Source organism: Maribacter sp. MAR_2009_72 (genome assembly GCF_007827235.1).
Classification (GTDB): Bacteria; Bacteroidota; Bacteroidia; order Flavobacteriales; family Flavobacteriaceae; genus Maribacter; species Maribacter sedimenticola.
Genome location: NZ_VISB01000001.1, coordinates 4,044,638 through 4,068,745, shown reverse-complemented (window position 1 = coordinate 4,068,745; position 24,108 = coordinate 4,044,638). Strand labels below are relative to the sequence as shown.

At 37.8% G+C, this 24,108-nt stretch carries 18 protein-coding genes; 8 read left to right on the top strand and 10 right to left on the bottom strand.

From position 1 onward, the window contains the following. Positions 1-21 precede the first annotated feature (21 nt). The 5 genes from JM81_RS17105 (at position 22) to JM81_RS17085 (ending at position 8,523) form a co-directional block, all read left to right on the top strand. Positions 22-1,788: a T9SS type B sorting domain-containing protein gene (locus JM81_RS17105; protein WP_144805187.1), complete on the top strand. Its 1,767-nt coding sequence runs from the start codon at positions 22-24 to the stop codon at positions 1,786-1,788. A gap of 4 nt (positions 1,789-1,792) precedes the next feature. Further along, positions 1,793-3,226: a T9SS type B sorting domain-containing protein gene (locus tag JM81_RS17100; protein WP_144805185.1), complete on the top strand. Its 1,434-nt coding sequence runs from the start codon at positions 1,793-1,795 to the stop codon at positions 3,224-3,226. Between the two features lie 15 nt (positions 3,227-3,241). Further along, a complete protein-coding gene (locus JM81_RS17095) occupies positions 3,242-4,711 on the top strand; it encodes a T9SS type B sorting domain-containing protein (RefSeq protein WP_144805183.1) in 1,470 nt (489 codons plus the stop codon). 159 nt (positions 4,712-4,870) lie between these two features. After that, on the top strand, positions 4,871-6,862 hold the full coding sequence (gene uvrB, locus JM81_RS17090; RefSeq protein WP_089262192.1) for an excinuclease ABC subunit UvrB: 1,992 nt from the start codon (positions 4,871-4,873) through the stop codon (positions 6,860-6,862). A gap of 134 nt (positions 6,863-6,996) precedes the next feature. Next, positions 6,997-8,523 (top strand): M20/M25/M40 family metallo-hydrolase, encoded by a 1,527-nt coding sequence (locus JM81_RS17085; protein ID WP_144805181.1) that lies wholly within the window; start codon positions 6,997-6,999, stop codon positions 8,521-8,523. 69 nt (positions 8,524-8,592) lie between these two features. Here JM81_RS17085 and JM81_RS17080 read toward each other — a convergent pair whose 3' ends face one another. Continuing rightward, positions 8,593-9,018: an Hsp20/alpha crystallin family protein gene (locus JM81_RS17080; protein WP_144805179.1), complete on the bottom strand. Its 426-nt coding sequence runs from the start codon at positions 9,016-9,018 to the stop codon at positions 8,593-8,595. A 209-nt stretch (positions 9,019-9,227) separates the two neighbouring features. Here JM81_RS17080 and JM81_RS17075 point away from each other — a divergent pair, with 209 nt between their 5' ends. Beyond that, on the top strand, positions 9,228-10,496 hold the full coding sequence (locus tag JM81_RS17075) for a DUF2254 domain-containing protein (protein WP_144805177.1): 1,269 nt from the start codon (positions 9,228-9,230) through the stop codon (positions 10,494-10,496). On the opposite strand, the gene JM81_RS17070 is transcribed toward JM81_RS17075, so the two are convergent. From JM81_RS17070 to JM81_RS17045, 6 genes are all read right to left on the bottom strand, one after another. Next, a complete protein-coding gene (locus tag JM81_RS17070; RefSeq protein WP_144805175.1) occupies positions 10,493-10,894 on the bottom strand; it encodes a TerB family tellurite resistance protein in 402 nt (133 codons plus the stop codon). The genes JM81_RS17075 and JM81_RS17070 overlap by 4 nt on opposite strands. A 206-nt stretch (positions 10,895-11,100) precedes the next feature. Then, on the bottom strand, positions 11,101-13,044 hold the full coding sequence (locus JM81_RS17065; protein ID WP_261375125.1) for an OmpA family protein: 1,944 nt from the start codon (positions 13,042-13,044) through the stop codon (positions 11,101-11,103). Positions 13,045-13,054: 10 nt separating this feature from the next. Next, positions 13,055-13,978, bottom strand: a complete 924-nt coding sequence (locus JM81_RS17060) for a type IX secretion system membrane protein PorP/SprF (protein ID WP_144805173.1) — start codon at positions 13,976-13,978, stop codon at positions 13,055-13,057. 45 nt (positions 13,979-14,023) lie between these two features. Beyond that, positions 14,024-17,695, bottom strand: coding sequence for a gliding motility-associated C-terminal domain-containing protein (locus JM81_RS17055; protein WP_144805171.1), 3,672 nt, complete (start codon positions 17,693-17,695; stop codon positions 14,024-14,026). Positions 17,696-17,959: 264 nt separating this feature from the next. After that, positions 17,960-18,439 (bottom strand): CAP domain-containing protein, encoded by a 480-nt coding sequence (locus JM81_RS17050; protein ID WP_186435601.1) that lies wholly within the window; start codon positions 18,437-18,439, stop codon positions 17,960-17,962. Positions 18,440-18,782: 343 nt separating this feature from the next. Continuing rightward, on the bottom strand, positions 18,783-19,262 hold the full coding sequence (locus tag JM81_RS17045) for a CAP domain-containing protein (RefSeq protein ID WP_186435601.1): 480 nt from the start codon (positions 19,260-19,262) through the stop codon (positions 18,783-18,785). 323 nt (positions 19,263-19,585) lie between these two features. On the opposite strand from JM81_RS17045, the gene JM81_RS17040 reads away from it, so the two are divergent. Further along, positions 19,586-19,963: a DUF1456 family protein gene (locus tag JM81_RS17040; protein WP_144805167.1), complete on the top strand. Its 378-nt coding sequence runs from the start codon at positions 19,586-19,588 to the stop codon at positions 19,961-19,963. Between the two features lie 43 nt (positions 19,964-20,006). Here JM81_RS17040 and JM81_RS17035 read toward each other — a convergent pair whose 3' ends face one another. The 3 genes from JM81_RS17035 to JM81_RS17025 form a co-directional block, all read right to left on the bottom strand. Then, a complete protein-coding gene (locus JM81_RS17035) occupies positions 20,007-20,342 on the bottom strand; it encodes a hypothetical protein (RefSeq protein WP_144805166.1) in 336 nt (111 codons plus the stop codon). 381 nt (positions 20,343-20,723) lie between these two features. Then, the gene (gene sucC / locus JM81_RS17030) at positions 20,724-21,917 is read right to left on the bottom strand and encodes an ADP-forming succinate--CoA ligase subunit beta (RefSeq protein WP_144805164.1); all 1,194 of its coding nucleotides are present in this window, start codon (positions 21,915-21,917) and stop codon (positions 20,724-20,726) included. Positions 21,918-22,067: 150 nt separating this feature from the next. Then, the gene (locus tag JM81_RS17025; RefSeq protein WP_144805162.1) at positions 22,068-22,706 is read right to left on the bottom strand and encodes an LON peptidase substrate-binding domain-containing protein; all 639 of its coding nucleotides are present in this window, start codon (positions 22,704-22,706) and stop codon (positions 22,068-22,070) included. 151 nt (positions 22,707-22,857) lie between these two features. On the opposite strand from JM81_RS17025, the gene lysA reads away from it, so the two are divergent. Next, complete coding sequence (lysA, locus tag JM81_RS17020) at positions 22,858-24,096, top strand: diaminopimelate decarboxylase (protein ID WP_089259716.1); 1,239 nt, start codon at positions 22,858-22,860, stop codon at positions 24,094-24,096. Positions 24,097-24,108 lie beyond the last annotated feature (12 nt).

The window sequence follows — 24,108 nt, the reverse complement described above, 5'->3', positions numbered from 1 at the left end:
TGTAGTGATTACGAGCACGCTATGAAAACAAAACAGGACTTGGAACTATCCAGAATATTGGCTATGCCCTTATTTTTCCTGATGTTATGTATGAGCTCCTTATGTATTGCCCAAGAATGTCCTAAATTGTTAAGTCCATTGGATGGAGCTACCCAGGTAGATGTCAATACTACAATCAATTGGGAACCAATAACCGGGGTTCCGGGTTATATACTATCCATTGGTACCACCCCTGGCGGAACAGAACTCTTAAACGAAAAAAATGTTGGATCATCTACTACCTATACGCCGCCTTTGGGACTTCCTGAAAATACAGAGGTATACGTAACCATATCGCTCTTTTTCTTTAATAGGCCTACCGTAGTGTGCGAAACGCAAAGATTTACAACTGGCCCATTAACCGAAATTCCACAGTGCACCACCCTTCAGTTGCCTTTAAATAACGCAAACAATGTTAACCCTGCAACGAATATTTTATGGGCGGCTTCACCAAACGCTACAGGATACAGAATAAGCATTGGTACTACAATGAATGGCAGGGATATTATAGACAATCTGGATGTTGCAAATGCCTTGACCTATAACCCGGTCAATGATTTTCCGGCGGAAACGACCCTTTACATAACAATTTTACCCTACAACAGGTTGGGAACAGCAATAAATTGCACCACGTTCAACTTTATAACGGCGCCAGAAGCACAACTACCCAATTGTTCCAGTTTGATTACTCCTTTGGACGGAGAGACCAATGTACCCCTCAGCCCGTTTCTGGAATGGACCCCTGTTGAAAATGCCACCGGCTTTAGGATAACTATTGGCACTTCTCCTTTTGACAGTAACATTTTAGACAATGCAATATTTTACAAAACGTCTACCGTAATTATTGATTTTGAACCAAACCGAACTTTCTTCGTAACCATTACTCCATTTAATCAAGCAGGTGATGCCCTTGGTTGCCCTCAAGAAACCTTTTCCACTTTAATTGGATGTGGCCCCTATTATGATATGGTTTCAGGGGAACTGACCGTACTTAATCCAGAATTTACCCTTCCTGAAAAAATTGCGCTCTGCAGTAATACCTCCAATAAAACCATTACTGCACCAATAAATGCAGATGGTTATAGATGGTACAAAGTGGAAGAGAACGGAAGGGAGACCTTGTTAAGCACGACCAAAGAAATTGTGATCCTAGAAGAGGGCAACTATGCCTTGGAGGCCTTCAATATTATTAATGATGCCAATAATACGTTTGAATGCGCCACAACTACCTATTTTGAAGTAGAAATTTCTGTCCAACCAACCATCAAGGATGTGGTGGTAACCCAACAAGCCAATTCTTTAAGCTATGAAATAATGACCGATAACGTGGGAGATTATGAATATAGTTTGGATAATGAGCAGGGACCTTATCAAGATATAAATTTATTCAGCGGACAGTCATTAGTAACACACATTGTGTATGTACGCGATAAAAATGGATGCGGTACAGCATCTAGAATATTGGAATATGATCCTACTATCAATGGATTTCCTGATTTTTTTACACCAAATGGTGATGGAATCAATGATTTTTGGAACTATCTACCCGTATTAGAATTAGATAATGACAAGATTGCTACTGTTCATATTTTTGATAAGTATGGCAATCTGATCTTTATCTTTAACTCCGACTCCAATGGTTGGGACGGTTCATATAATGGCAAACAATTGCCTGAAGCAGATTATTGGTTTAAGGCCCAAATGTTCTCCAACAAAATATTCAAAGGCCATTTTTCATTGAAAAGGTAATATTATGAACAAAAAATACATTTTGTTTATTATTTACATAGGGTTTGGCCTCAATATGTCGCTTAGCTTGGCCCAAGAATGCCCTACAATGACTTCCCCTTTGGATGGTGACCTCAATGTACCTTTGGACAACCTGATTACCTGGACAGAAGTAGACGGAATTATTGGGTATTTGGTTTCTTTGGGAACAACCCCTGGCGGAGGTGAAATTATCAATAGAAGGTCATCTGGACTGAATAATTTTTATCAACCGGAAATAGGCTTACCCGCCAATACACGTATCTACGTAACCATTAGTCTTTTTTTGCCCGATGCCCCTATCAAGGTATGCCCCTTAAAAGTTTTTGATACCGCATCTATTTCTGAACCTCCAAATTGTACCACATTGGCCTCTCCATTAAATGGCGAATCAGAAGTTAGGGTAGATACAAATATTAAATGGAACTATGCCTATGGAGCCACCAACTACAGTATATCAATTGGTGAAAGCCCAGGTAATTATAACATTATCGAAAACCACGAAACCGGAAACACTCTTTTTTACAGGGCAGACCAAAATTTTGCCTTAGATCAGACCATATATGTAAGGGTCGTTCCACTTAATGAGTACGGTATGGCGCTCAACTGTACGGAAGAATCCTTTACTACGGGGGTGCCCACTGTACAATGCAACACCAATGACTTTCCTTCTATTTCCATACCGGACAAGATACCATTCTGTACATCCGCTCCAAGTGCTATTTATACGGCCAATGATATCGCAAGGGGATATAGATGGTATAAATTAAATGAAAACGGCACTGAACAAGTCATATCCAATACGGCAAGTATGGAATATAACGAAGTAGGGTTCTACAAGTTGGAATTGTTTAATACCGTATCTGAATTTGGAGCCACTATAGAATGTCCGGTCAGTAAAATATTCGAAGTTGTCAATTCGGACATTCCGGTAATTGAAAATGTTATAATTTCAAGGGATGCTGATCAATACCGGATAGAAGTCGTGGCAACAAGTCCAACCCCCGTTGAATATTCATTGGAAAGTGCTGACTTTGGATTTCAGGATAGCCCTGTTTTTATAGGTATTGCCCCTGGAGACCGTATTGTATATGTTCGGGATAAACTAGGGTGTGGCCTAAGTAAGCGACCCGTGGAAGAAAAATTGGAACCGAAGGATTTCCCGGCATTTTTTACGCCCAATGGAGACAACATTAATGATTATTGGAACATAACAGAGGAGAAGCGCAAAAAGGACCCTAACATTGAATATATTCATATTTTCGATAGGTATGGTAACTTATTGGCACAAGTAAATCCACAATCAAATGGATGGGACGGTACTTTTAATGGTAAGGATGCACCCGAGGCTGATTATTGGTTTAAGGCCCAAATGTTCTCCAACAAAATGATTAAGGGACATTTTAGCCTAAAACGTTAACCTAGACAAATTCAAATGAATTTAAAAAAATGGTTCCGTTGTACAAGTTCATTGGCTATGTTATTTATGTACGCCTTAGTTGTTGCACAAAATGATTGCCCAGAGTTAACCTTTCCTTTAAATGGCGACACGGACATTGCCGTAAATGCTACATTTACATGGCCAGAAGTTATAGGATACAATGGTTATATATTGTCCATAGGCACTACTCCCCAAGGAAAGGATATCCTCAATGCAAAACCAATAGGAACGGATACGTTCTATACACCGCCAGTAGGTTTACCTGCCAACAGTCTGTTATACGCCACTTTAAGTCTTGTTCCATATGACGGACCTCCTATTGGCTGTCAGGAAATCTCGTTTACCACAATACCCGTAACCACCCCGCCAGGTTGCTCCATTTTAGTGACACCGGATAATAATGCAGCCAGTGTAACTATTATAACGGATATTGAATGGGCATACGCACCCACGGCTACCGGTTACATTTTATCCATAGGTACGGAACCAAATGGTACGGATATCGTTAATGCCTTGGACATGAAAAATACACTAAGCTACGATCCCCCAAATGATTTACCACAAAATGCAAATATTTATGTTACGGTAACTCCCTATAATGAACATGGTGCACCTACGGGCTGCATAGAGGAAGTTTTTACTACTAGTATGGATCTATATATCTGTGACCCCTATATAGATGATGTTACCGGAACATATATATACCCTGCCCCACAAATTGAACTGCCCAATACGGTAGGTATATGTAGTGACGAACTACCATATAGAATTACCACCAATGACCTTGCGGACGGATTTAGATGGTACAAAACCAATAGTGGTAGTGAAGAGACCTTGTTGAGCCAATCAAGAAATGTTGATATTTTAGGCCCTGGCCGATATCGGCTAGAAGCCTTTAACGTCATTGAAACGGAAAATGGAACAATTGAATGCTCCAATTCCAAACTTTTTGATGTAGTATCCTCAGAACCAGCTACCATTATAAAAATCGATGTTTTAAACTTCACAAATAGCAAGGATATTACCATAGTTGCTACAGGAGGGGGGCAATATGAATACGCATTGGATGATAGTGATGGCCCCTACCAAGACTCCCCAATATTTACCGGGATTCCGTACGGCCAACATATGGCATATGTGCGGGATAAAAACGGTTGCGGCATCACCCAAAGAACAGTGGATAGGGATATTGACACCAAAGATTTTCCATCCTTTTTTACGCCAAATGGTGACGGTATAAACGACTTTTGGCAGTTTATACAGCCCCCAGAAAATTTTGAATCTGTCATAGACCTCATTTTTATTTATGATCGGTATGGGAACTTTATACATCAAATCAACCCTAACGGCAAAGGATGGGACGGTCATTTTAACAACAGCCCCCTACCGGAGACGGACTACTGGTTTAAGGCCACATTTATCAATCGGCAAGATATTTTAGGACATTTTTCCTTAAAGCGTTGAAAGAAATCCTTTAATAATACGTCTATTATAGTTCTTGACTTTTGTATTTTTAACTAAAGGATTGGTTTTACCATACCCCAAATACCACTTAATACCATAGTACAAGAATAGATAATTGGATAATGGCGCAACGCCCCATTTAAAAGAGCACTTACATACATGAAATTTAAAGTAGTATCAGAATTTAAACCTACAGGTGATCAACCCAATGCCATTCAACAATTGGTAAAAGGCCTTAATGAGGAAGAAAAATTTCAGACGTTATTAGGGGTTACTGGTTCAGGAAAGACATTTACCGTGGCCAATGTAATCGAGCAAGTTCAAAAACCTACGTTGATATTGGCCCATAATAAGACATTGGCGGCACAATTATATTCAGAATTTAAACAATTTTTCCCAGATAATGCGGTAGAGTATTTTGTGTCATATTATGATTACTATCAACCAGAAGCCTTTATACCTACGAGCGGTGTTTACATAGAAAAGGATCTTTCCATCAATGAGGATATTGAAAAATTAAGACTTAGCACCACCTCATCACTACTTTCAGGAAGGCGTGATGTAATTGTGATTGCCTCAGTATCTTGCCTATATGGTATTGGTAACCCAGTAGAATTTCAAAAAAATGTAATTTCGATAAAAAAAGACCAGGTCATTGCTAGGACCAAACTTATGCACCTATTGGTACAGTCTCTTTATTCCAGGACCATGGCAGATTTTAAAAATGGTAATTTTAGGGTAAAGGGAGATGTGGTAGATGTATTCCCAAGCTATGCGGACCACGCGTTCAGAATTCATTTTTTTGGCGATGAGATTGAGGAAATTGAAGCGTTTGACCCGTTCAACAATAATATTTTGGAAGTATATGACTCACTTACCATATATCCGGCCAACATGTTCGTTACCTCTAAGGATGTATTGCAGAATGCCATTCATCAAATACAGGACGACCTTGTAAAACAAATAGCATACTTTAAGGACATAGCAAAACCACTTGAGGCCAAGAGGTTGGAAGAACGTACTAATTTTGACCTAGAAATGATTCGTGAACTGGGATATTGTTCAGGTATTGAGAACTATTCAAGATATTTAGATGGCAGGGAGCCCGGCACAAGGCCTTTCTGTTTACTGGACTACTTCCCGGACGATTATCTAATGGTAATCGATGAAAGCCATGTTACTATACCACAGGTACATGCTATGTACGGGGGAGACCGATCAAGAAAGGTGAATTTGGTTGAATATGGATTTAGGCTACCCGCGGCAATGGATAACAGACCTTTAAAATTTGAGGAATTTGAAGCACTACAAAACCAAGTCTTATTTGTGAGTGCAACACCTGCGGACTATGAACTTCAATTAAGTCAAGGTGTATATGTGGAACAGGTGATCAGACCTACTGGATTATTGGACCCGATAATTGAGATCAGGCCCAGTTTAAATCAAATTGATGATTTGGTAGAGGAAATTCAACAACGGGTAGAAAAGGATGAACGTACCTTGGTTACAACATTGACCAAAAGAATGGCCGAGGAATTGGCAAAGTACTTAGACCGGATCAATGTTAGGTGTAGGTATATCCATAGTGATGTTGATACCCTGGAACGGGTAGAGATTATGCAAGATCTTAGAAAAGGTATTTTTGATGTCCTGATCGGGGTCAATCTTTTACGTGAAGGTTTGGATCTTCCAGAGGTTTCTTTGGTGGCTATTTTGGATGCGGACAAGGAGGGTTTTTTACGCAGTAACCGATCATTGACACAGACGGTTGGTAGAGCCGCAAGGCACTTGAACGGTAAGGCAATAATGTATGCGGATACGATAACCCAAAGTATGCAAAAAACAATTGATGAGACAAATTACAGAAGGGAAAAACAAATAAAATATAACACCGAAAATAACCAAACCCCAACCGCCCTGAACAAAAGTTTGGACAATGTATTATCCAAGAATTCCGTCTCCACCTATCACTTTATTAAAGAGGAATTACGTGCTGCAGAACCAGACCTGAATTATATGACCAAAGAGCAAGTGGAGAAGATGATCAAGGACAAAAGAAAGGCAATGGAAAAAGCCGCAAAAGAACTTGATTTTATGCAAGCGGCAAAGTTAAGGGATGAGATAAAAGCATTACAAAACCAAGATGATTAGAAAAAACAAAACTAAAAATCCCAAATTTTAAAATTGTAATTAAAAACTTTATATAACACTATTCAACAAATTGGTAAACAATTAATTAATGTAATTTTTTAGACAAGACTAAAACACTTATTTACAGATAAAATATGAAAAAATGGGTTATAATTTGCGGTATGGCACTCAGCTATTTCAATGTGTTTTATTGTAATGGCCAGACCCTTGAAACTGACCGAATAAAATCGCTTACCAGTCAAAAATTCAACGTAGCGATTACTAATTTACACCATTTTTTGAGACTACAAAACAATGGAAATTTTCCGGAACAGATACAGAAAAATTTACATTGGTGCGATAGTGTTTTTACCGCTTTAAATTTTGAAACCAGGATTATAAAATCGCCAGGTGCACCCCTACTCTTCGCCGAGAAAAAATCCACCAAAAACACAAAATCAATTCTCTTCTATTTGCAGATAGACGGTCAACCTGTAGACCCAAAAGAGTGGTCCCAAAGTAACCCTTTTGAACCTACAATCAAAGAATTCAAAAATGGAGAGTGGAATACGTTGAATTTTGAAAAAGCGCACAAATTCATAAAAGATGATTACAGAATTTTTGCACGTTCCGCATCAGACTCCAAAGGTCCGGCCATGGCCTTGATTACCGCTTTACAAATTCTTAAGGAACAAGACATAAACCCTGAATACGATATTAAGGTCATTATGGATTTTCAGGAGGAATTAGGTTCGCCGGATTTACCATACGCCGTTAATGAACATAAGGAACTATTACAATCAGACATGCTCCTGATTATGGATGGCACAAGACACCTTTCCAATTTACCTACATTAACGTATGGTGCTCGGGGAATTGCTACGGCAAGCATTAAGGTATTTGGACCAAATTACGCTTTGCACAGTGGTCAATACGGCAACTATGCTCCAAATCCTGTATTTGAGGCCGCAAGATTGATCAGCAGCTTTAAGGATGAAAACGGACGTGTTTTGGTGAAAGACTTTTATAAGGGTGTACATTTAACGGAAAAGGAAAAAAAATCACTTTCATCTATCCCAGAAAACAATATGAGTCTAAATAACAGACTGGGTATAGCCACTCCAGAAAAAGTGGGCTCCACCTACCAAGAAGCCTTACAATATCCTTCACTGAACATTAGGGGCCTAAGAGCTGGGTGGACAGGAAAGGAAGTACGTACCATTATTCCAGAAGATGTACTTATTGAAATTGACATGAGACTTGTACCGGAAACACCTGCAGAAAGACAGCTTGCTCTTCTTAAGAGCCATATTTTATCACAAGGATATCATTTGGTAGATTCCGTGCCCACAAACGAAGAACGCGCACAATATAAAAAACTGGTATCCTTCAATTACAGGATAGGCTCCAAACCATTCAGGACAGATATAGATTCGCCTATAGGCACATTTTTAAATAAAGCCCTTACCAGGGTTTTTGGTAATCAGATAATCAACATGAGAACAACTGGCGGATCACAGCCTATTGCACCCTTTATCACCACTTTGAACATCCCTGCTGTTTCCGTGAGGATTCCAAACCCGGACAATAACATTCATGGGCCAAATGAAAACCTAAGAATAGGAAACTACAAAGAAGGCATCTGGTCCTGCCTAGCTATTCTTACCCAACCCCTTCCATAAAAAAAGTGCTTTGATTGCTCAAAGCACCTTTCAACTAAACACTAACCAACCTAAATTATAAGGCACACCTTATTTTAACTCGATCATTCGTTTTGGTTTCGGTAAAGCCTCTTCCTTTTTAGGAAGGTTAAATTTTAAGATACCACCCTCATATGTAGCATCAACCTTATCCGTAGCTACAGTTTCAGGAAGGGTAAACGATCTTTTAAAAGAGGAAATAGTAAATTCCCTTCTTGTATAATTTTCATTGGATTCATTCTTTTCTTCCTTGATTTCAGAAGATATGGTTAGAATAGAATCATCTAATTCTACCGTAAAATCTTTTTTGTCCCTACCGGGTACAAAAAGCTCCAATTCAAAATTATCTTCATTTTCCTTAATATTAACAGCAGGCATTGCCGTTCTTACATTCTGCGTTCCTCCAAACCAATCTGGTCTAAAAATTTCATTCATTAATGCAGGAAACAAAACATCATTTCTCTTTACTAAACTCATTATTGTATATTTTAAATTAATATTCCTTTTATTAAACAATAGGTAATAAGCAAAGCACATACCAGAGCATTTTTTATGACATTTTGACACATATTACTGTGCTGTAGTGGACATTTTGACATGTATTTGCTAATTATGAGCTTGTAATTTCTTGGAAAGAGTCATTATAATGCTACAAGCTTCACTAGTTTTACCCTTTATCAATTAATATGGACAAACTTTCCAACCTTCTTTTTAAGATTCGAAGTAAAATAGCCTTTTTCCCTACTATTATTTCATTGGCCGGATTAGTAATGGCATTTGCCATGATATATGTTGAAAAGTTGGGGATTTCTGACTATTTAATGAACGTAGCACCTAGTTTGGTCATAGACGATACAGATACGGCCAAAACAATACTAAGCACATTAATAGCGGGACTCATATCATTAACGGTCTTTAGCTTTTCTATGGTTATGTTATTGTTGAGCCAGGCATCCAGTAATTTTTCACCTCGGGTTTTACCAGGCATAATATCAGATCAAACAAACCAAATAGTTCTAGGGCAATATATTGCGACCATCCTTTATAATATTTTTATCCTTATCTCTTTGGAGCCTAAAGAAAATGAATACCAAACACCCGGATTTTCAGTATTGCTGGGAATTATTCTAGCTGTCCTTTGTTTGGCATCATTCATATATTTTATCCATCATATTTCACAATCCATACAAGTAGGAAACATACTTACCAATATTCATGCAAGGACAAAATCTGCATTGGAAAGTATGCTCAATACACAAAAAAATCAAAGCAATGAATTTCCCGATACAAATACTTGGACTGGCCATAAAATATACAAAACCGGATATTTTTACGGAATTCTGAACGATGACCTCTTGGAACTTTGCAAAAAATACGATACAAAAATCTACATACATTTGTTCAAGGGTCAATATATATTAGATGGCACAATGGCCTTTTACATTAAAAACAACCTTGATGATGATGCCTTGGATGCGATTACCAATACCTTGCTTTTTAGCAACGAAGAACTGGTAGGAGATAATTATGTATATGGTTTTAGGCAATTATCGGAAATTGGAATTAAGGCTATGTCTCCTGGTATAAACGATCCAGGAACCGCCTTGAACACGATAGATTATTTAACTTCCCTTTTCCTTGAGCTTACTAAAAAATGGGAATTTGAGTTTATCACAAGTGATGATGGTGATAATTGGGTAAAGATAAAATGTGCCAAGTTCTCAGAAATACTGTATAACGTCATGGCCACATACCGCCTGTATTGTAAACATGATATTACGGTAGTACGCAAATTAATGCAAATGCTACGGACGCTAGCCAATTTTTCTGCTAACGATTCCCATCATAAAATCATTGAACTAGAGATGGAACAATTGACAAAAGATGCCGAGAAAGGCATTAAAAATGAAAGGGACCTCAGTAAAATGGATGCGGACTTTATTAGTTGGTCCTAGTTATAGTGCGATTTAAATATAGTAATCAAAACATCTGGCGGAACAATTTTATTGGGATATTGATGCATAATCAATAGCACTTGTTGAATTGCGCCCGGGGGTAATCCCATTTTTAAACCAATATCATGTAATTTTTTTATCTCCGTAATATCTTGTTGATGATCAACATTCATTAATAAAACCAAGCGATGAAATTGAATAATACGTTCCGCTTGGGACTTAGGAAGAATATGCTCTACCCTTTCCTTGAACAAACGATCAAAGGTTTCTTTGGTAATATTTAACCGTTGCGCCACCATAAATAAAAAATCATATTCCATCCTCCTTATTTCATTGTCCACCTTTGCAAACTCTATCATTTCCGATAATATACTTAGCTTCTCTCTTTCTGTAGGCATAATCGCAATTACTTGATTTTCATAATAATAACTAAAAATTGAATACTATATTTCAAAAACACATTAAATCTTGAACATTGGAAAACCATAAAAGCATATAAAAGGTAGTTCATTAATTCTTTATTGCGATCAAAAGATTAACTCAAAAAATAATAATACCGGCCATGGGTTGTACTTCATGACCGATATTACATTCACCGCACTCCCTATTTGCTTACGATATTCTCTTTCAATACAATAAAATCTGACCTTCTATTTAGCAAGTGCTCCTGTTCTGAACATTTAACACCATTACTGCATTCATTTATCAACATGGTCTCCCCATAGCCTGTAGCACTCAATATCCTGTATTGGGCAATTCCTTGGGCAATTAAATATTTCCTGGTAGATTTTGCCCTATCATCAGATAAACGCAGGTTATAACTGTCCGATCCACGGGAGTCTGTATGCGATTCTATCTTAATTCTTATATCAGGAAATTGCTGCATGGCAAATAGCACCTTTTTCAATTCTATCTCAGCCCTTGCCGTTATGTTAGATTTGTCATAATCAAAGTAAATGGGATCTACCTTTATTTTCTCAACAGCCCCATCTTTTTCTATGATATCATCATAAGGTGTTAAGTATACCAGATTATCTGTAGATGGGGGTTGTGGCTTATCTGTAGTTATGACAGACACCTGTTGCTTTGAGAATCTTTCCTTAAAAAATACCATTTTATTATCCCGATTACAGGGGAGTTCTATTTCATAAAAACCACGTTCATCGGTCAACAGAATTTCTATAAGTCCGTCAGTAGGATTCTTTACTTCCACATTGGCAAACGGTACAGGTTCATTGGTAATTTTATTCAACACCTGACCGGAATAGACCAGGCAATGGGTTGGATCTATTTTTTTAAATGCATATATGTCATCATCACCAACACCGCCCATTCTATTAGAAGCAAAATAACCACTATCAAAATCCTCATTTATGATCAAGGAGAAATCATCCATATTACTATTAAAAGGTTTACCCATATTCACCGGTAAGGAGTATTCATCCTTAGCGATGATCTTTGACTTAAACACATCCAATCCGCCTAAACCATAGTGCCCGTCAGATGAAAAGTACAACACATCGTTCACTACATACGGAAACATCTCCCTACCCTTGGTATTGATAGCAGGTCCCAAGTTTTTTGGAGGAGACACCACAGTACCATCGCTATCCAAGGAAACCACATAAATATCTGACCCGCCATAACCCCCAGGCATGTTAGAGGTAAAGTATAATTTTTTACCATTGGAACTCAAGGCCGGATGCCCACATGAATAATCCTTATCGTTGATAGAGAGGGATTGTATATCTTCTATATCCCCGTTATACAAATTACCCATAACGATCTGCATATTGGATAGCCCATCATTATTGGCCTGTAACTTACTTTTTTTATAATAGTTACGGGTTAAGTAAATACGGCTCATATCTTTGGTTACGGTAACAGATGCGTCATGAAAATCTGACATTCTATTGGCCGCGAATTTTTCAGGAACAAAACCAAGGTCTTGCGGAACGGTCATAAAAAGATCCAAATAAGGCTGATTGTTCCAAGGATAAATTTTGCCCCCAGCGGTTATAGAATCACGGGTACTGGAAAACACAATGGAACCATCCCTATAAAAAGCGGGCGAAAAGTCGGATTTTGGACTATTGAAACCTAAAGTATCCATTTGAAATCTTGCATCGGTCAACAGTAAACTATCCAAATGTTGACGTTGAGCCAATATCATTTCCAACCGACCTTCATCTTTATAATAGTCAAGCAGTACCTCATCTGCCCTTTCTTGATTATGGCTCGCCTTTAAACATTGAACAAGTTTAATCATATTGTTCTCCCCTATTTCATTTCCTTTTTGCACATATAGTTTGGAGTACCATTTTTCCGCATTGGTATAGTCACCTATATTAAAATAACTATCTGCCAAATTTTGAAGTACGTGGTCATCTATACGCCTGTTCTTATTGGCAATTTCCGCATAAAGCTCAATAGCCTTATTGAATTTAAAGTTCTTAAAAAATTCATCTGCACGGGATTCTTTGGTCTGACCCTGCATTACCATACATGCGCACAACATGATATATATATATCGTAATTTTATTTTCATAATTATAGGATTAAAAGAATCTTGGAGACAATGCCCTTTTTTTCAAGCCGTCTAGATTGTAGGTTAGTATAATTTCATGAGAACCATCGTTATAGTTTTCCAGGCCCGTGACCGAATAATCATACGCATAGCCCAAAAAGAAATTATCGGTAATATGGAATCCCGCCAAAGCACTAATGGCATCATCATACCTATAGGCCAAACCTAGACTTAGGCGTTCACGCAAAAGAAAATTGGCGGAAACATCTACGGACAAAGGTGCCCCGGAAACTATTTTGGCCAATACTGCAGGTTTAAACTTAACGGATTCACTGATATCAAACACATAACCGGACATTAGGAAATACTGACTCTTTCTTTCCGTTACCGTGCTATCATCATCTTTATAAATACGGGAGTTAAGCAAGTTATTGCTAGATATGCCAACATACCATTTAGAACCAAAATAAAATGCCCCTGCCCCAACAATAGGCCTAGTCTCACTAAGATTTTCTTGAAATACGGGATCTAATTCATTGGAAAAATTTCCTTTGGAATAATCTATATTGAAAATATCCAACCCGGCGTTTAATCCAAATGACAAAGTGGTCGTCTCCCCGGTTTTAATGTGGTACGCAAAATTTGCATTGACCTCCACGTTGTTAGACGCTCCTAAATTATCGTTCAGAACGGTCAATCCAACTCCTATCCTATCCTTGACCAGTCCATGGGCAGAAAAGCTTTGGGTTTCCGGTGAACCATCTATACCCACCCACTGTGACCTATAAAGTAAGCTTGCGGCCAATTTGCCTTGAGTACCCGTATAACCGGGGTTCAAGGTTTGGGTATTGTACATATATTGAGTGTATTGTGGCCGTTGCTGCCCTCTGACCACTGTGGTCGTCAGGTACAACAAGCAGGCAAAAGATGCTATAATCGTTATATAATTCTTCATGTGATTAATCGTTTTTGGTTTTGAGATATTTAAATGTGTTCAAGATTACCTGGCAAGTTGCAACCAACCAACCAAATCACGGTTTAGTTCAGGTATGTTCACTACATAATAATAAGTACCGGCCGGCAAATGTTCCCCAGCTCCAATTACTCCGTTAACATTGGCTATACCATCCCAATTATTTTGGTAATCTTGGGTCTCAAAGACCAAGTTCCCGTTCCTGTTATAGATCTGTAGGGTATTGGCATAGTCCGTTATACATTCAATCTCAAAAAAGTCGTTGTATCCATCTGCGTTTGGTGAAAATTCATTGAATACCTCAAGACAAAATTCCGCTCCTAGTACCTCACCACAACTCTTGGTAGCAATTTCCTGTGTCATGGAAGTATTTTCCGCACAACCGTTAGCGCTTGTAAAGGATACCTGTATAGATGTATTCTCCAAGCTGGTCCATGTTACGGTTACATAATCATCGGTTGCGGTTCCCCCCTCGGTGATCGTTCCGCCATTTACGGCCCATACATAATTTTCCTGACCGCTTACTGTGGTATAGGTATATGAACGCTCCATACATGCATCTGTAAGCTCACCGTTCAATACTATGGAAGTGTCCTCAAAAACAGTTGCATTAATGTGCAGCCTGTCTTCGCTTTCACAGCCATTCTCTATACTTGATACGTAGTAATCCCCACTTACAAGAGGATCCGTTGGATCGAGCATAGTACCGTTTTCAGGGCTATCATAGAAAACAACATTGTCCTGATCTACTTCTAAATCACCAATTAGCGGATTTGTATTCTCACAAAAAGTCTGAGCATCATTTGTTGTAGTTGGTGCATCTACCGTAATGACCGATACCGCAATCCCTATTCTTGCATAGACGGATATAGGAATATTCAATAATCCCATATAATATACTTGGCCATCTACCAATGGGGTATCCATACCCAATACGCTACCTCCTACCAACGCATTGAACAATACGCCATCTACCAAGGACAATTCCAAATCCAATAAGGTAGGATTGTCCGAAGCACAAAATACTTGTACGACATTGCCCAATGGCAATTCTGGAATTGGTAAGGGTAATTGGTATGAAGAATTACAACCTCCTGATGATATAGTCAATTCTACTTCTTGGTCCGCATCCAAAAGAACATCCAAGCCATTTACCGCTACACTATATTCCAAATTTTGGTCTAATGTACCTATGTATTCAGTGCCGTTCACTTGCAAGGTCAACTCATCTCCTTGAGCCACATCCCCAGTAACCGAACCTTCTAATTGAATAGCGGAATTTTCTGTATTGATGTCGTATACATCCTGTAAACTTATGACCGTTTCCAAGGTGGGTACTGCCGTAAAGTTAGAATCCATTATTGTTACGGCCACTTCCTTTAGTTCACCATTTACATTATCACAGCCAGCAACCGCACGCTCCAGTCCTACATAAAAATTATAAGGGGAATTGATATCGCTCAAACCACTTATGGTCAATGTACCGGAATCTGAAACGGCATAGGAAACATTGCCTACTACCATACCATCGACAATAGGGTTGGTTTTATTTTCATCAAAATACCACTGATACGAACCACTTATTGCACTAGATGGAACAAGAACCACGTCACTGGAGCTACAGATCGGGCCATCCGCACCGAATACGTTAATATCGTCTGCGGTAGGTCTATCCAATACATTGATATTGATAGTTGCTTTTGCGGTTTCCAGCAAACAGCCTATTCTACCCACTGCCACGTAAAATGTGGTGTCCGCATTAAGTATACCGGTATCAAACGACGCACCGGATTCTACGGTGTCCAAGAGGTTACCCCCAGATAAGGCATCGTACCATCTAATTTCCAAGTCAACATTATTCTCCAATGTGGCCAAAATATCCACACTTGTACCCGAACAAATTGAGATTTCCTGGGAATCAATTGTAATCTCGTTTGCGCTGGATAAGTTTAAAAGTTCGGAAATAAAGTCGACCGTATTGAGCAAAAGACTGGCTTCCAAACCTGTTTCGGTTACGGAAACAGTTACCTCCCTTAAATCTCCCGGGGCATTTTCACAAGAGGCACTTTCTTCAATTAAGCGGGCATAAACGCTAAACGTATCAAAATTTTCCTGTAAGCCAGTAATATCAAGTACTCCATTAGAACCTATGGTATACGTAACACCATTGACCACTTCCCCATTGGTAATTTCATTTACCGCTCCTGCGTCTAAAAACCATTTGAACGCACCTGCAATAGTACTGGTAGGCGTTAAGGTCAACGTACCTGTTTCGCATATACCGTCATTGGTTATTGCTACATTAATATCATCTGCAGTAGGAACCGGAACAACATTAACCACCACTTCTAACAATGATGATAAATCCGTACAACCTTTATCACGTGCTGCAACAAAAAATGTCGTTGTCTCCGTTAAATTTGTTGGTACAAAAGGTTCTCCGGAGTCAAGAACTTGCAGTTGTGCCCCATCTGCATTGAACCAAACCAGTTCCTCGTTAAGTTCATCTGAGGCCAAGGCTACTAGATTGGCCTCTGTACCTGCGCAAATAGTAGTATTGGTCATATTGGTATCCAACGTTGGTTCAGCCGGCGCCTTTCTAACATCATAGATACGAATACGTTGATCTAAACCAATACCCACTAAAGAACTTAATTCCAAGGTCAACCTATCTATGGGAACACCTGGAGCAATAGGAACATCTACCGTGCCATTTTCTGCCAATAGGCCCAGAAGGTCTAGATTCAGTAAATTATTGGCATCTTCCTGAAAAACTGCGGCAGAAGATCCATTATTTGCCCTTATCTCAATATTGTTCAATAAACCAACTTGTAATAATGAGGGATCAACACCCAAGGTAATATAGAATACGTCATCCGCATTTGAAACCGTATCAAAATAAAAAGTTTGAGATAGTGAGGCCGCAACGCCCACAATTCCAAATCCCATCTCAGCATAGGTGTCGCTAGTGTCATCTATTGCCAGTTCCGGATTACTGACCCCTGCTCCACTAAGCTGTAGAAGATCCAAGGTTATACCCGTACCATCAAATGAAGTATAGGCTGCGTTTAAGCAATTGCCTAAAGTTGTGTTATCCATAAAAGCGCCATAAACATCCAGGGATTTTTCAGAACCCAAGCCAACTAAAGAACCCGTTCTATTGGTAAAACGAATTCTATTATAGGCTGAATTAGGTGAAATGGACAAAAAGTATTCGCCGTTTTCATTAGTAACAACCCGCATTTGATCTGTGGTAAAAGCACTACTTATAGCGGAATCATTGGTTAGAATTACGGTGTTGTCGTTTTTAACCTCAACGCTAAATTCCTGATTTCCCAAAATTACAACCCCAACAACATCGGCCAACAGTCCGCCCAAGTTTCCCCCTAGCAAGAATGGCAGTAGTTCATCTTCGGTATCCAAACGTACATAACTGGTCTGTAGCGCGGGAATCTCGTTGGCATACTCCAGTTCCAAGTGTCCAGAATAGGCTCCTAAACCTAGGACTAGGCCAGAATTGGCTCTGATGGTGGCGTGTGTAGAAAGGTCATCATCAATTGCCCTGTTCGAGAAATCAACTTGAGATTCACTACTGATGGTCTGGGCAAACTGCTGTTGTCCAAAGGCAACTTCCGCACCTATCAACATGCTGATTAGTGCAAAGATCAGTAGAAAACTATTAGGGTAATTTTTTTCCATATCGCTATATTTATAAGAATTTTCTTACAAATATAACGTGGAGATATTTATTTGATTTTATGACGAATTGTCTTTACGATATCCTGAAGAAAAACATCGATAAAGTGTATAATAAAATCGACAAAATACACTTCACATCAAAATATTACGATTTTTACTAATTAATTGCACTATGATTAACTAAAACTCAATATAAAGCCTTAAAAATCAGAAATCTACATAAAGCTTTAAAATGGGATAATAAAGTAAAAAAAAAGTATAATCTTATTTTATAAAGACTTGCGTAAAGTAAATCATACCGTTTGCATCTGCATAGGCAGAGATGGCCGTGGCATCAAAATCGCCCTCTATATTTTTAAGGTGGCTTGGGCTATTCAACCAAGCTTCAAAGACACCTTGCGCAGTGGCAAAGTTCCTCCCTACATTTTCAGATACCTTGACCGCGTTGAATTCCTCAGAAAGCGCAGATGATCTTAGAGCAAAATTATCATGGCTTATCTCTTCCTTTGAAATCATGTATAGATTGTGTTCCGTAGTATAGGCTTGGGCACGGGTGTCATAGGATAAGGAAGAAAGTCCCAATTCTATCCTGTAATCGTTAACTAGTTCAAATATCTCCAGTTCCATTTCGCTATTGGAAACAATCAATGCCGTGGAATTGATCTGCTCATCAACAAGCTCTTCTTTACTACATGAGCTGGTCATCACTAATATCAACATTAAGAACAGTATTGGAAATTTCATTTTAACTTGCTTTATCATTAATTACACTACAAAGTTAGGTGTGATATAAAGCTTGTTTGGAGAAACTTCGTGCAATGGACATTAAGTGTCGATAAGAGGTTAATTCCTATGGATATTGTAGTATTTAACCGTCAACATATAAAAAGTTAATCGGATTTTTTGACCGTTAATCTGCTGTAGAAGTTAGGCGTATTCTTTTGGTAGATGAATTATAGTAGAAATTATTAAAGACTATATTCTGTATAACGCCATAAAGGATGTAGTAAGAGAAAATAACATTTTAAAAATCCCAAAGACCTAAAATAAAACGGGACAAAAATAATTGTTCTAATAGACTAGCCTATTATTTAATGAAAACTTGTGTAAAGTAAATCATACCGTTTGCATCTGCATAGGCAGAGATGGCCGTGGCATCAAAATCGCCCTCTATATTCTTAAGGTGGCTTGGGCTATTCAACCAAGCTTCAAAGACACCTTGCGCAGTGGCAAAGTTCCTCCCTACGTTTTCAGATACTTTAACCGCGTTGAATTCCTCAGAAAGCGCAGATGATCTTAGAGCAAAATTATCATGGCTTATCTCTTCCTTTGAAATCATGTATAGATTGTGTTCCGTAGTATAGGCTTGGGCACGGGTGTCATAGGATAAGGAGGAAAGTCCCAATTCTATCCTGTAATCGTTAACTAGTTCAAATATCTCCAATTCCATTTCGCTATTGGAAACGATCAATGCCGTGGAATTGATCTGCTCATCAACAAGCTCTTCTTTACTACATGAGCTGGTCATCACTAATATCAACATTAAGAACAGTATTGGAAATTTCATTTTAACTTGCTTTATCATTAATTACACCGCAAATTTAGGTTCGGTATAAAGTAGGTTTAGTGAAACTTCGTGCAACGGACAATAAGTGTCGATAAGAAGTAAATTCTTATAGATAGTGTAGTATTAAACGTTCATAATTAAAATTGGTAATCGGATTTATTGGTAGTTAATCGGGTTTCAAAGTAAGATGTAGGTATTATAAATGCACAGATTTAAAATGAACGTTAAAAATGACTTTTGTTTCTTTAAAAGTTGAATAACTTACTATGGTAATTTAAGAGTACATAAATTTATAATACCTTGCACAGCTAAATCTTCAAAGTATGACCAACAATGATATTTTTAAAAAATTAAGAGTTGCATTAAAATTTAGGGACGATGATATTGTAGAAATTCTTCAATTAGTAGATTTCAAGATTTCAAAAAGTGAACTTGGGGCTTTTTTCAGAAAAGAAGATCATCCTAACTATATGGAATGTGGAGACCAAGTGCTGCGCAATTTTTTAAATGGCCTGGTAATCCACTTAAGGGGCACTAAAGAAAATCCAAAGATACCGGGAGAGGTTTTATTGGCAATGTCCTCATCAACCAACAAGCCCATAAAGAAATTCAATACAAGGGAAGATTTTAAAACAAAGCAACTTAAAAAGGTGGACAAAAGCATTGACCAAGTAAAGTATAAAAACAAAAAAAAATCCTGAAACGTTGTCTTGTTTCAGGATTTTAGCTTCTTAAATAGGTGGTTTACGCCTTTATACGAACTGGTATAGTGTAAATTTTACCTTCTTCAACTTTGCTCAAATCTACTTTTTTGTAATTCAAGCTATTTTTCACGAATCTCTCCATTCTTTCATATTGACTATCTACGGACAATACGACGATTTCGCCTTCGCTGTTTAATGTAAAACGAACTTGGGCAGTTAGGTCAAAATCAATTTCCGAAAAATTGTTGTTGGCCAACATCACTGAAATCTGTGAAGAAAGACTTTTGGCAGGACCGATATCCGTGTTATCGTTTGCCATTACATTACCTGTTGCGAATAAAACTGCTGCTACTACTACTAAACTTAATTTTCTCATGACTTTTTGTTTTTTTCCCTGGAATATCCAAAGAATGATTAATAATTGATTGATGATGTTATATTATAAAGACGATAATACATTTAGTTTGTTACGGCAAAAAATCATTTTAACAATTATTTAAAATTTCAAATCTGTTTCAACTTTTTACTTAAACTCAAATTACATCCGTAAATATTGGGGAAATACCAATAACAACCCTCTTAATTAGTGAAATCCTAATATTTAAATAAAATTGAATTTAACGTCAATTTCACATTTGCTATATATAATGGTACTGTATAAAAGGAACTGAATAAGGATATTCAAAAATTTTGAACATAAAAAAAGACCATCTAATTGATGGCCTTTTTCAATATAAACTAAAATCAGGTAATTTTATTAGGCTAATACTTCCTTAACCTTATCCGCAGCTTCTTGGAATTGTACCGCAGAATGAACAGCTAAGCCAGAATTATCAATAATCTCTTTGGCCAATTCTGCATTGGTTCCCTGTAATCTTACAATAATTGGCACTTTCATGGCATCTCCCATATTCTTGTAAGCATCTACTACACCTTGGGCTACACGGTCGCAACGTACTATACCTCCAAATATATTGATCAATATTGCTTTTACGTTTGGATCTTTTAAGATAATCCTGAAAGCCTCCTCTACTCTTTTGGCATCTGCGGTACCGCCTACGTCCAAGAAGTTTGCAGGCTCACCACCGGCCATTTTAATTAAATCCATTGTTGCCATTGCAAGACCGGCACCGTTCACCATACAACCCACGTTACCATCAAGGTCTACATAATTAAGACCTACTTCCCTTGCTTCTACTTCAATAGGGTTCTCTTCCCTTAGATCGCGCATTTCAGCATATTGCTTCCTGCGGTAAAGTGCATTATCGTCAATAGAAACCTTAGCATCTACCGCCATAATCAAATCATCAGATGTTTTAAGAACAGGATTGATCTCAAACATACTTGAATCACTTTCTACATATGCTTTATACAATGCAGCTACAAACTTAGTCATCTCTTTAAAAGCAGTACCGGAAAGTCCAAGGTTAAAAGCTATCTTTCTTGCCTGGAATCCTAGTAACCCCGTTGCAGGGTCTATCTCTTCTGTAAAAATCAAATGCGGTGTATTCTCCGCAACCTCTTCTATATCCATACCACCTTCGGTAGAATACATAATCATATTCTTACCGGTAGCCCTGTTAAGTAGCACCGACATATAAAATTCGTTGGTTTCACTATCTCCTGGATAATACACATCCTCGGCTATCAATACCTGATGAACTTTTTTACCCTCGGCAGAAGTTTGCGGGGTTACCAAATTCATACCAATGATCTGATTTGAAATTTCCTCTACTTCCTTAAGGTTCTTGGCCAATTTAACACCACCTCCTTTTCCACGACCACCTGCGTGAACTTGAGCTTTAATAACATGCCATCCTGTTCCGGTTTCTGCGGTCAATTGCTTGGCGGCATCAACGGCCTCTTTTGCATTATGGGCAACTATTCCTCTTTGGATGCGCACCCCAAAACTTGCTAATATCTCTTTTCCTTGATATTCGTGAAGGTTCATATATATGGTGATTTTAATTGTTTGACAAAAATAGGAAACAGGAGGTTATAATCTAAAAATACGGGTGATTAATTGGATATTCTGTAAAAAAATAATGGTTCATGTCCTATATGCATAGCCAATTACCACAAATTACACCTAAAATTAGCCCTACATATCTATATTTTTAAAATCCAATGGGTCAAAATTTTTAAAATGACCATTGAGCTCTATAATTTTTTTGGTACGTTCCACTTGTCCTAGTACTGTTATCATAGAGGTCAAATGTAGACTGATAAAATTTAAACGGTCATTTTCATTCGGTATTTGCAACAATTGATATTCCTGTTCAAAGGATAGACCTATTTTATGTGCCAAGGTAAAACTATTGAATTCATTGACCTTGATTTCCTTAAAAGGAACTTCCATCATAGCATATAACTGTTGAATACCATCTAAAACAGTTTTTTTCTTTTCCACACTAGCTTCATAATCATAATCGATCAACTTAACGATTCCTCCAGCATATAATTTACCGGACATTATAGGGTCAAAGTCCAACAACTTAAAAACTTGCCTTGCCACGCACACTACATCCATCTCTCCGCTATCATAAGTGGTAACCACTTCCACAAGCTGTACCTCAACACCGTATTCCATTTTATTGTTGATGTATACAGGAATGCCAAATGTTATTGCCTCATCACGGCAGTCATTGATCAATTGTTTATATCGCTCTTCAAAAATATGTAATGGCACGGTCTCCCCCGGATAGAATATAGACTGTAAAGGAAATAATGGTAATTTCATTATATAAAAATACAAAGGTATTTGCCTTGCGGCAAAACAAAAAAAATGTCAAATTGTTTTAAATAACACAATTTGTTATTTTAATCATTTTTCTGTTATTTTTTTTGCCACATTCCATTTAGAAAACTAAATTCGTAAAAAAAATGATCGTATGAATAATGAGGATTTATTGCAAATAGCAAAAACCTACGGTGATCCGGTATATGTTTATGACTCGGGTAAAATAGTATCTCAATTTAATAGATTGACAAAAGCTTTTGGATCGGTAAAGAAATTAAAACTGAATTATGCGGCCAAGGCGTTGTCCAATATTACTATATTAAAATTAATGAACAGTCTGGGCAGTGGTCTGGATACGGTTTCCATACAAGAGGTACAATTAGGGTTAATGGCCGGATTTAAACCCGAATCGATCATTTTTACACCTAACGGGGTTTCTTTGGAAGAAATAGAAGAGGCATCAAAACTTGGTGTTCGCATCAATATAGATAACCTTTCCATATTGGAGCAGTTTGGCAGCAAACATCCAAATGTACCTGTTTGTATAAGGATCAACCCACATGTAATGGCAGGTGGAAATTCAAATATATCAGTAGGCCATATAGACTCTAAATTTGGAATTAGCATTCACCAAATTCCTCATTTATTGCGTATTGTTGAATTGACCAAAATGAATATTAATGGTATACACATGCATACCGGAAGCGATATTTTGGATATCGATGTGTTTTTATATGCATCTGAAATATTATTTGATACGGCCCGTAATTTCAAGAATCTTGAGTTTATAGATTTTGGTAGTGGTTTTAAGGTTCCTTACAAAGAAGGTGATATTGAAACCAATGTTGAGGAATTAGGCAAAAAATTAGGAAGTAGATTTAATGAATTCTGCAAGGAATACGGAAAGGATCTTACATTGGCGTTTGAGCCTGGTAAATTTTTGGTTAGTGAGGCCGGTCTGTTCTTGGCGAAAGTAAATGTTGTAAAGCAAACGACATCTACCGTTTTTGCCAGTATAGATTCTGGATTTAATCATTTAATTCGTCCTATGTTGTACGGTGCAACGCACACCATCAAAAACATCTCCAATCCAAAAGGTAGGGAGCGGTATTATTCCGTTGTAGGATATATCTGTGAGACGGATACTTTTGCAAGCAATAAAAGAATAAACGAAATTACCGAAGGAGATATTCTTTGCTTTAAAAATGCCGGGGCCTATTGTTTTACAATGGCAAGTAACTACAACTCAAGGTTTAGACCACCAGAGGTACTTTGGCATAAGGGCAAAGCTATTCTTATTAGGGAAAGGGAAACTTTTGATGATTTAATACGCAACCAAGTGGACATTAAGGACTTATTTGCCGTAAAAGAAGTTGAAAAAGTAAAATAAAGGAAAGGAAAA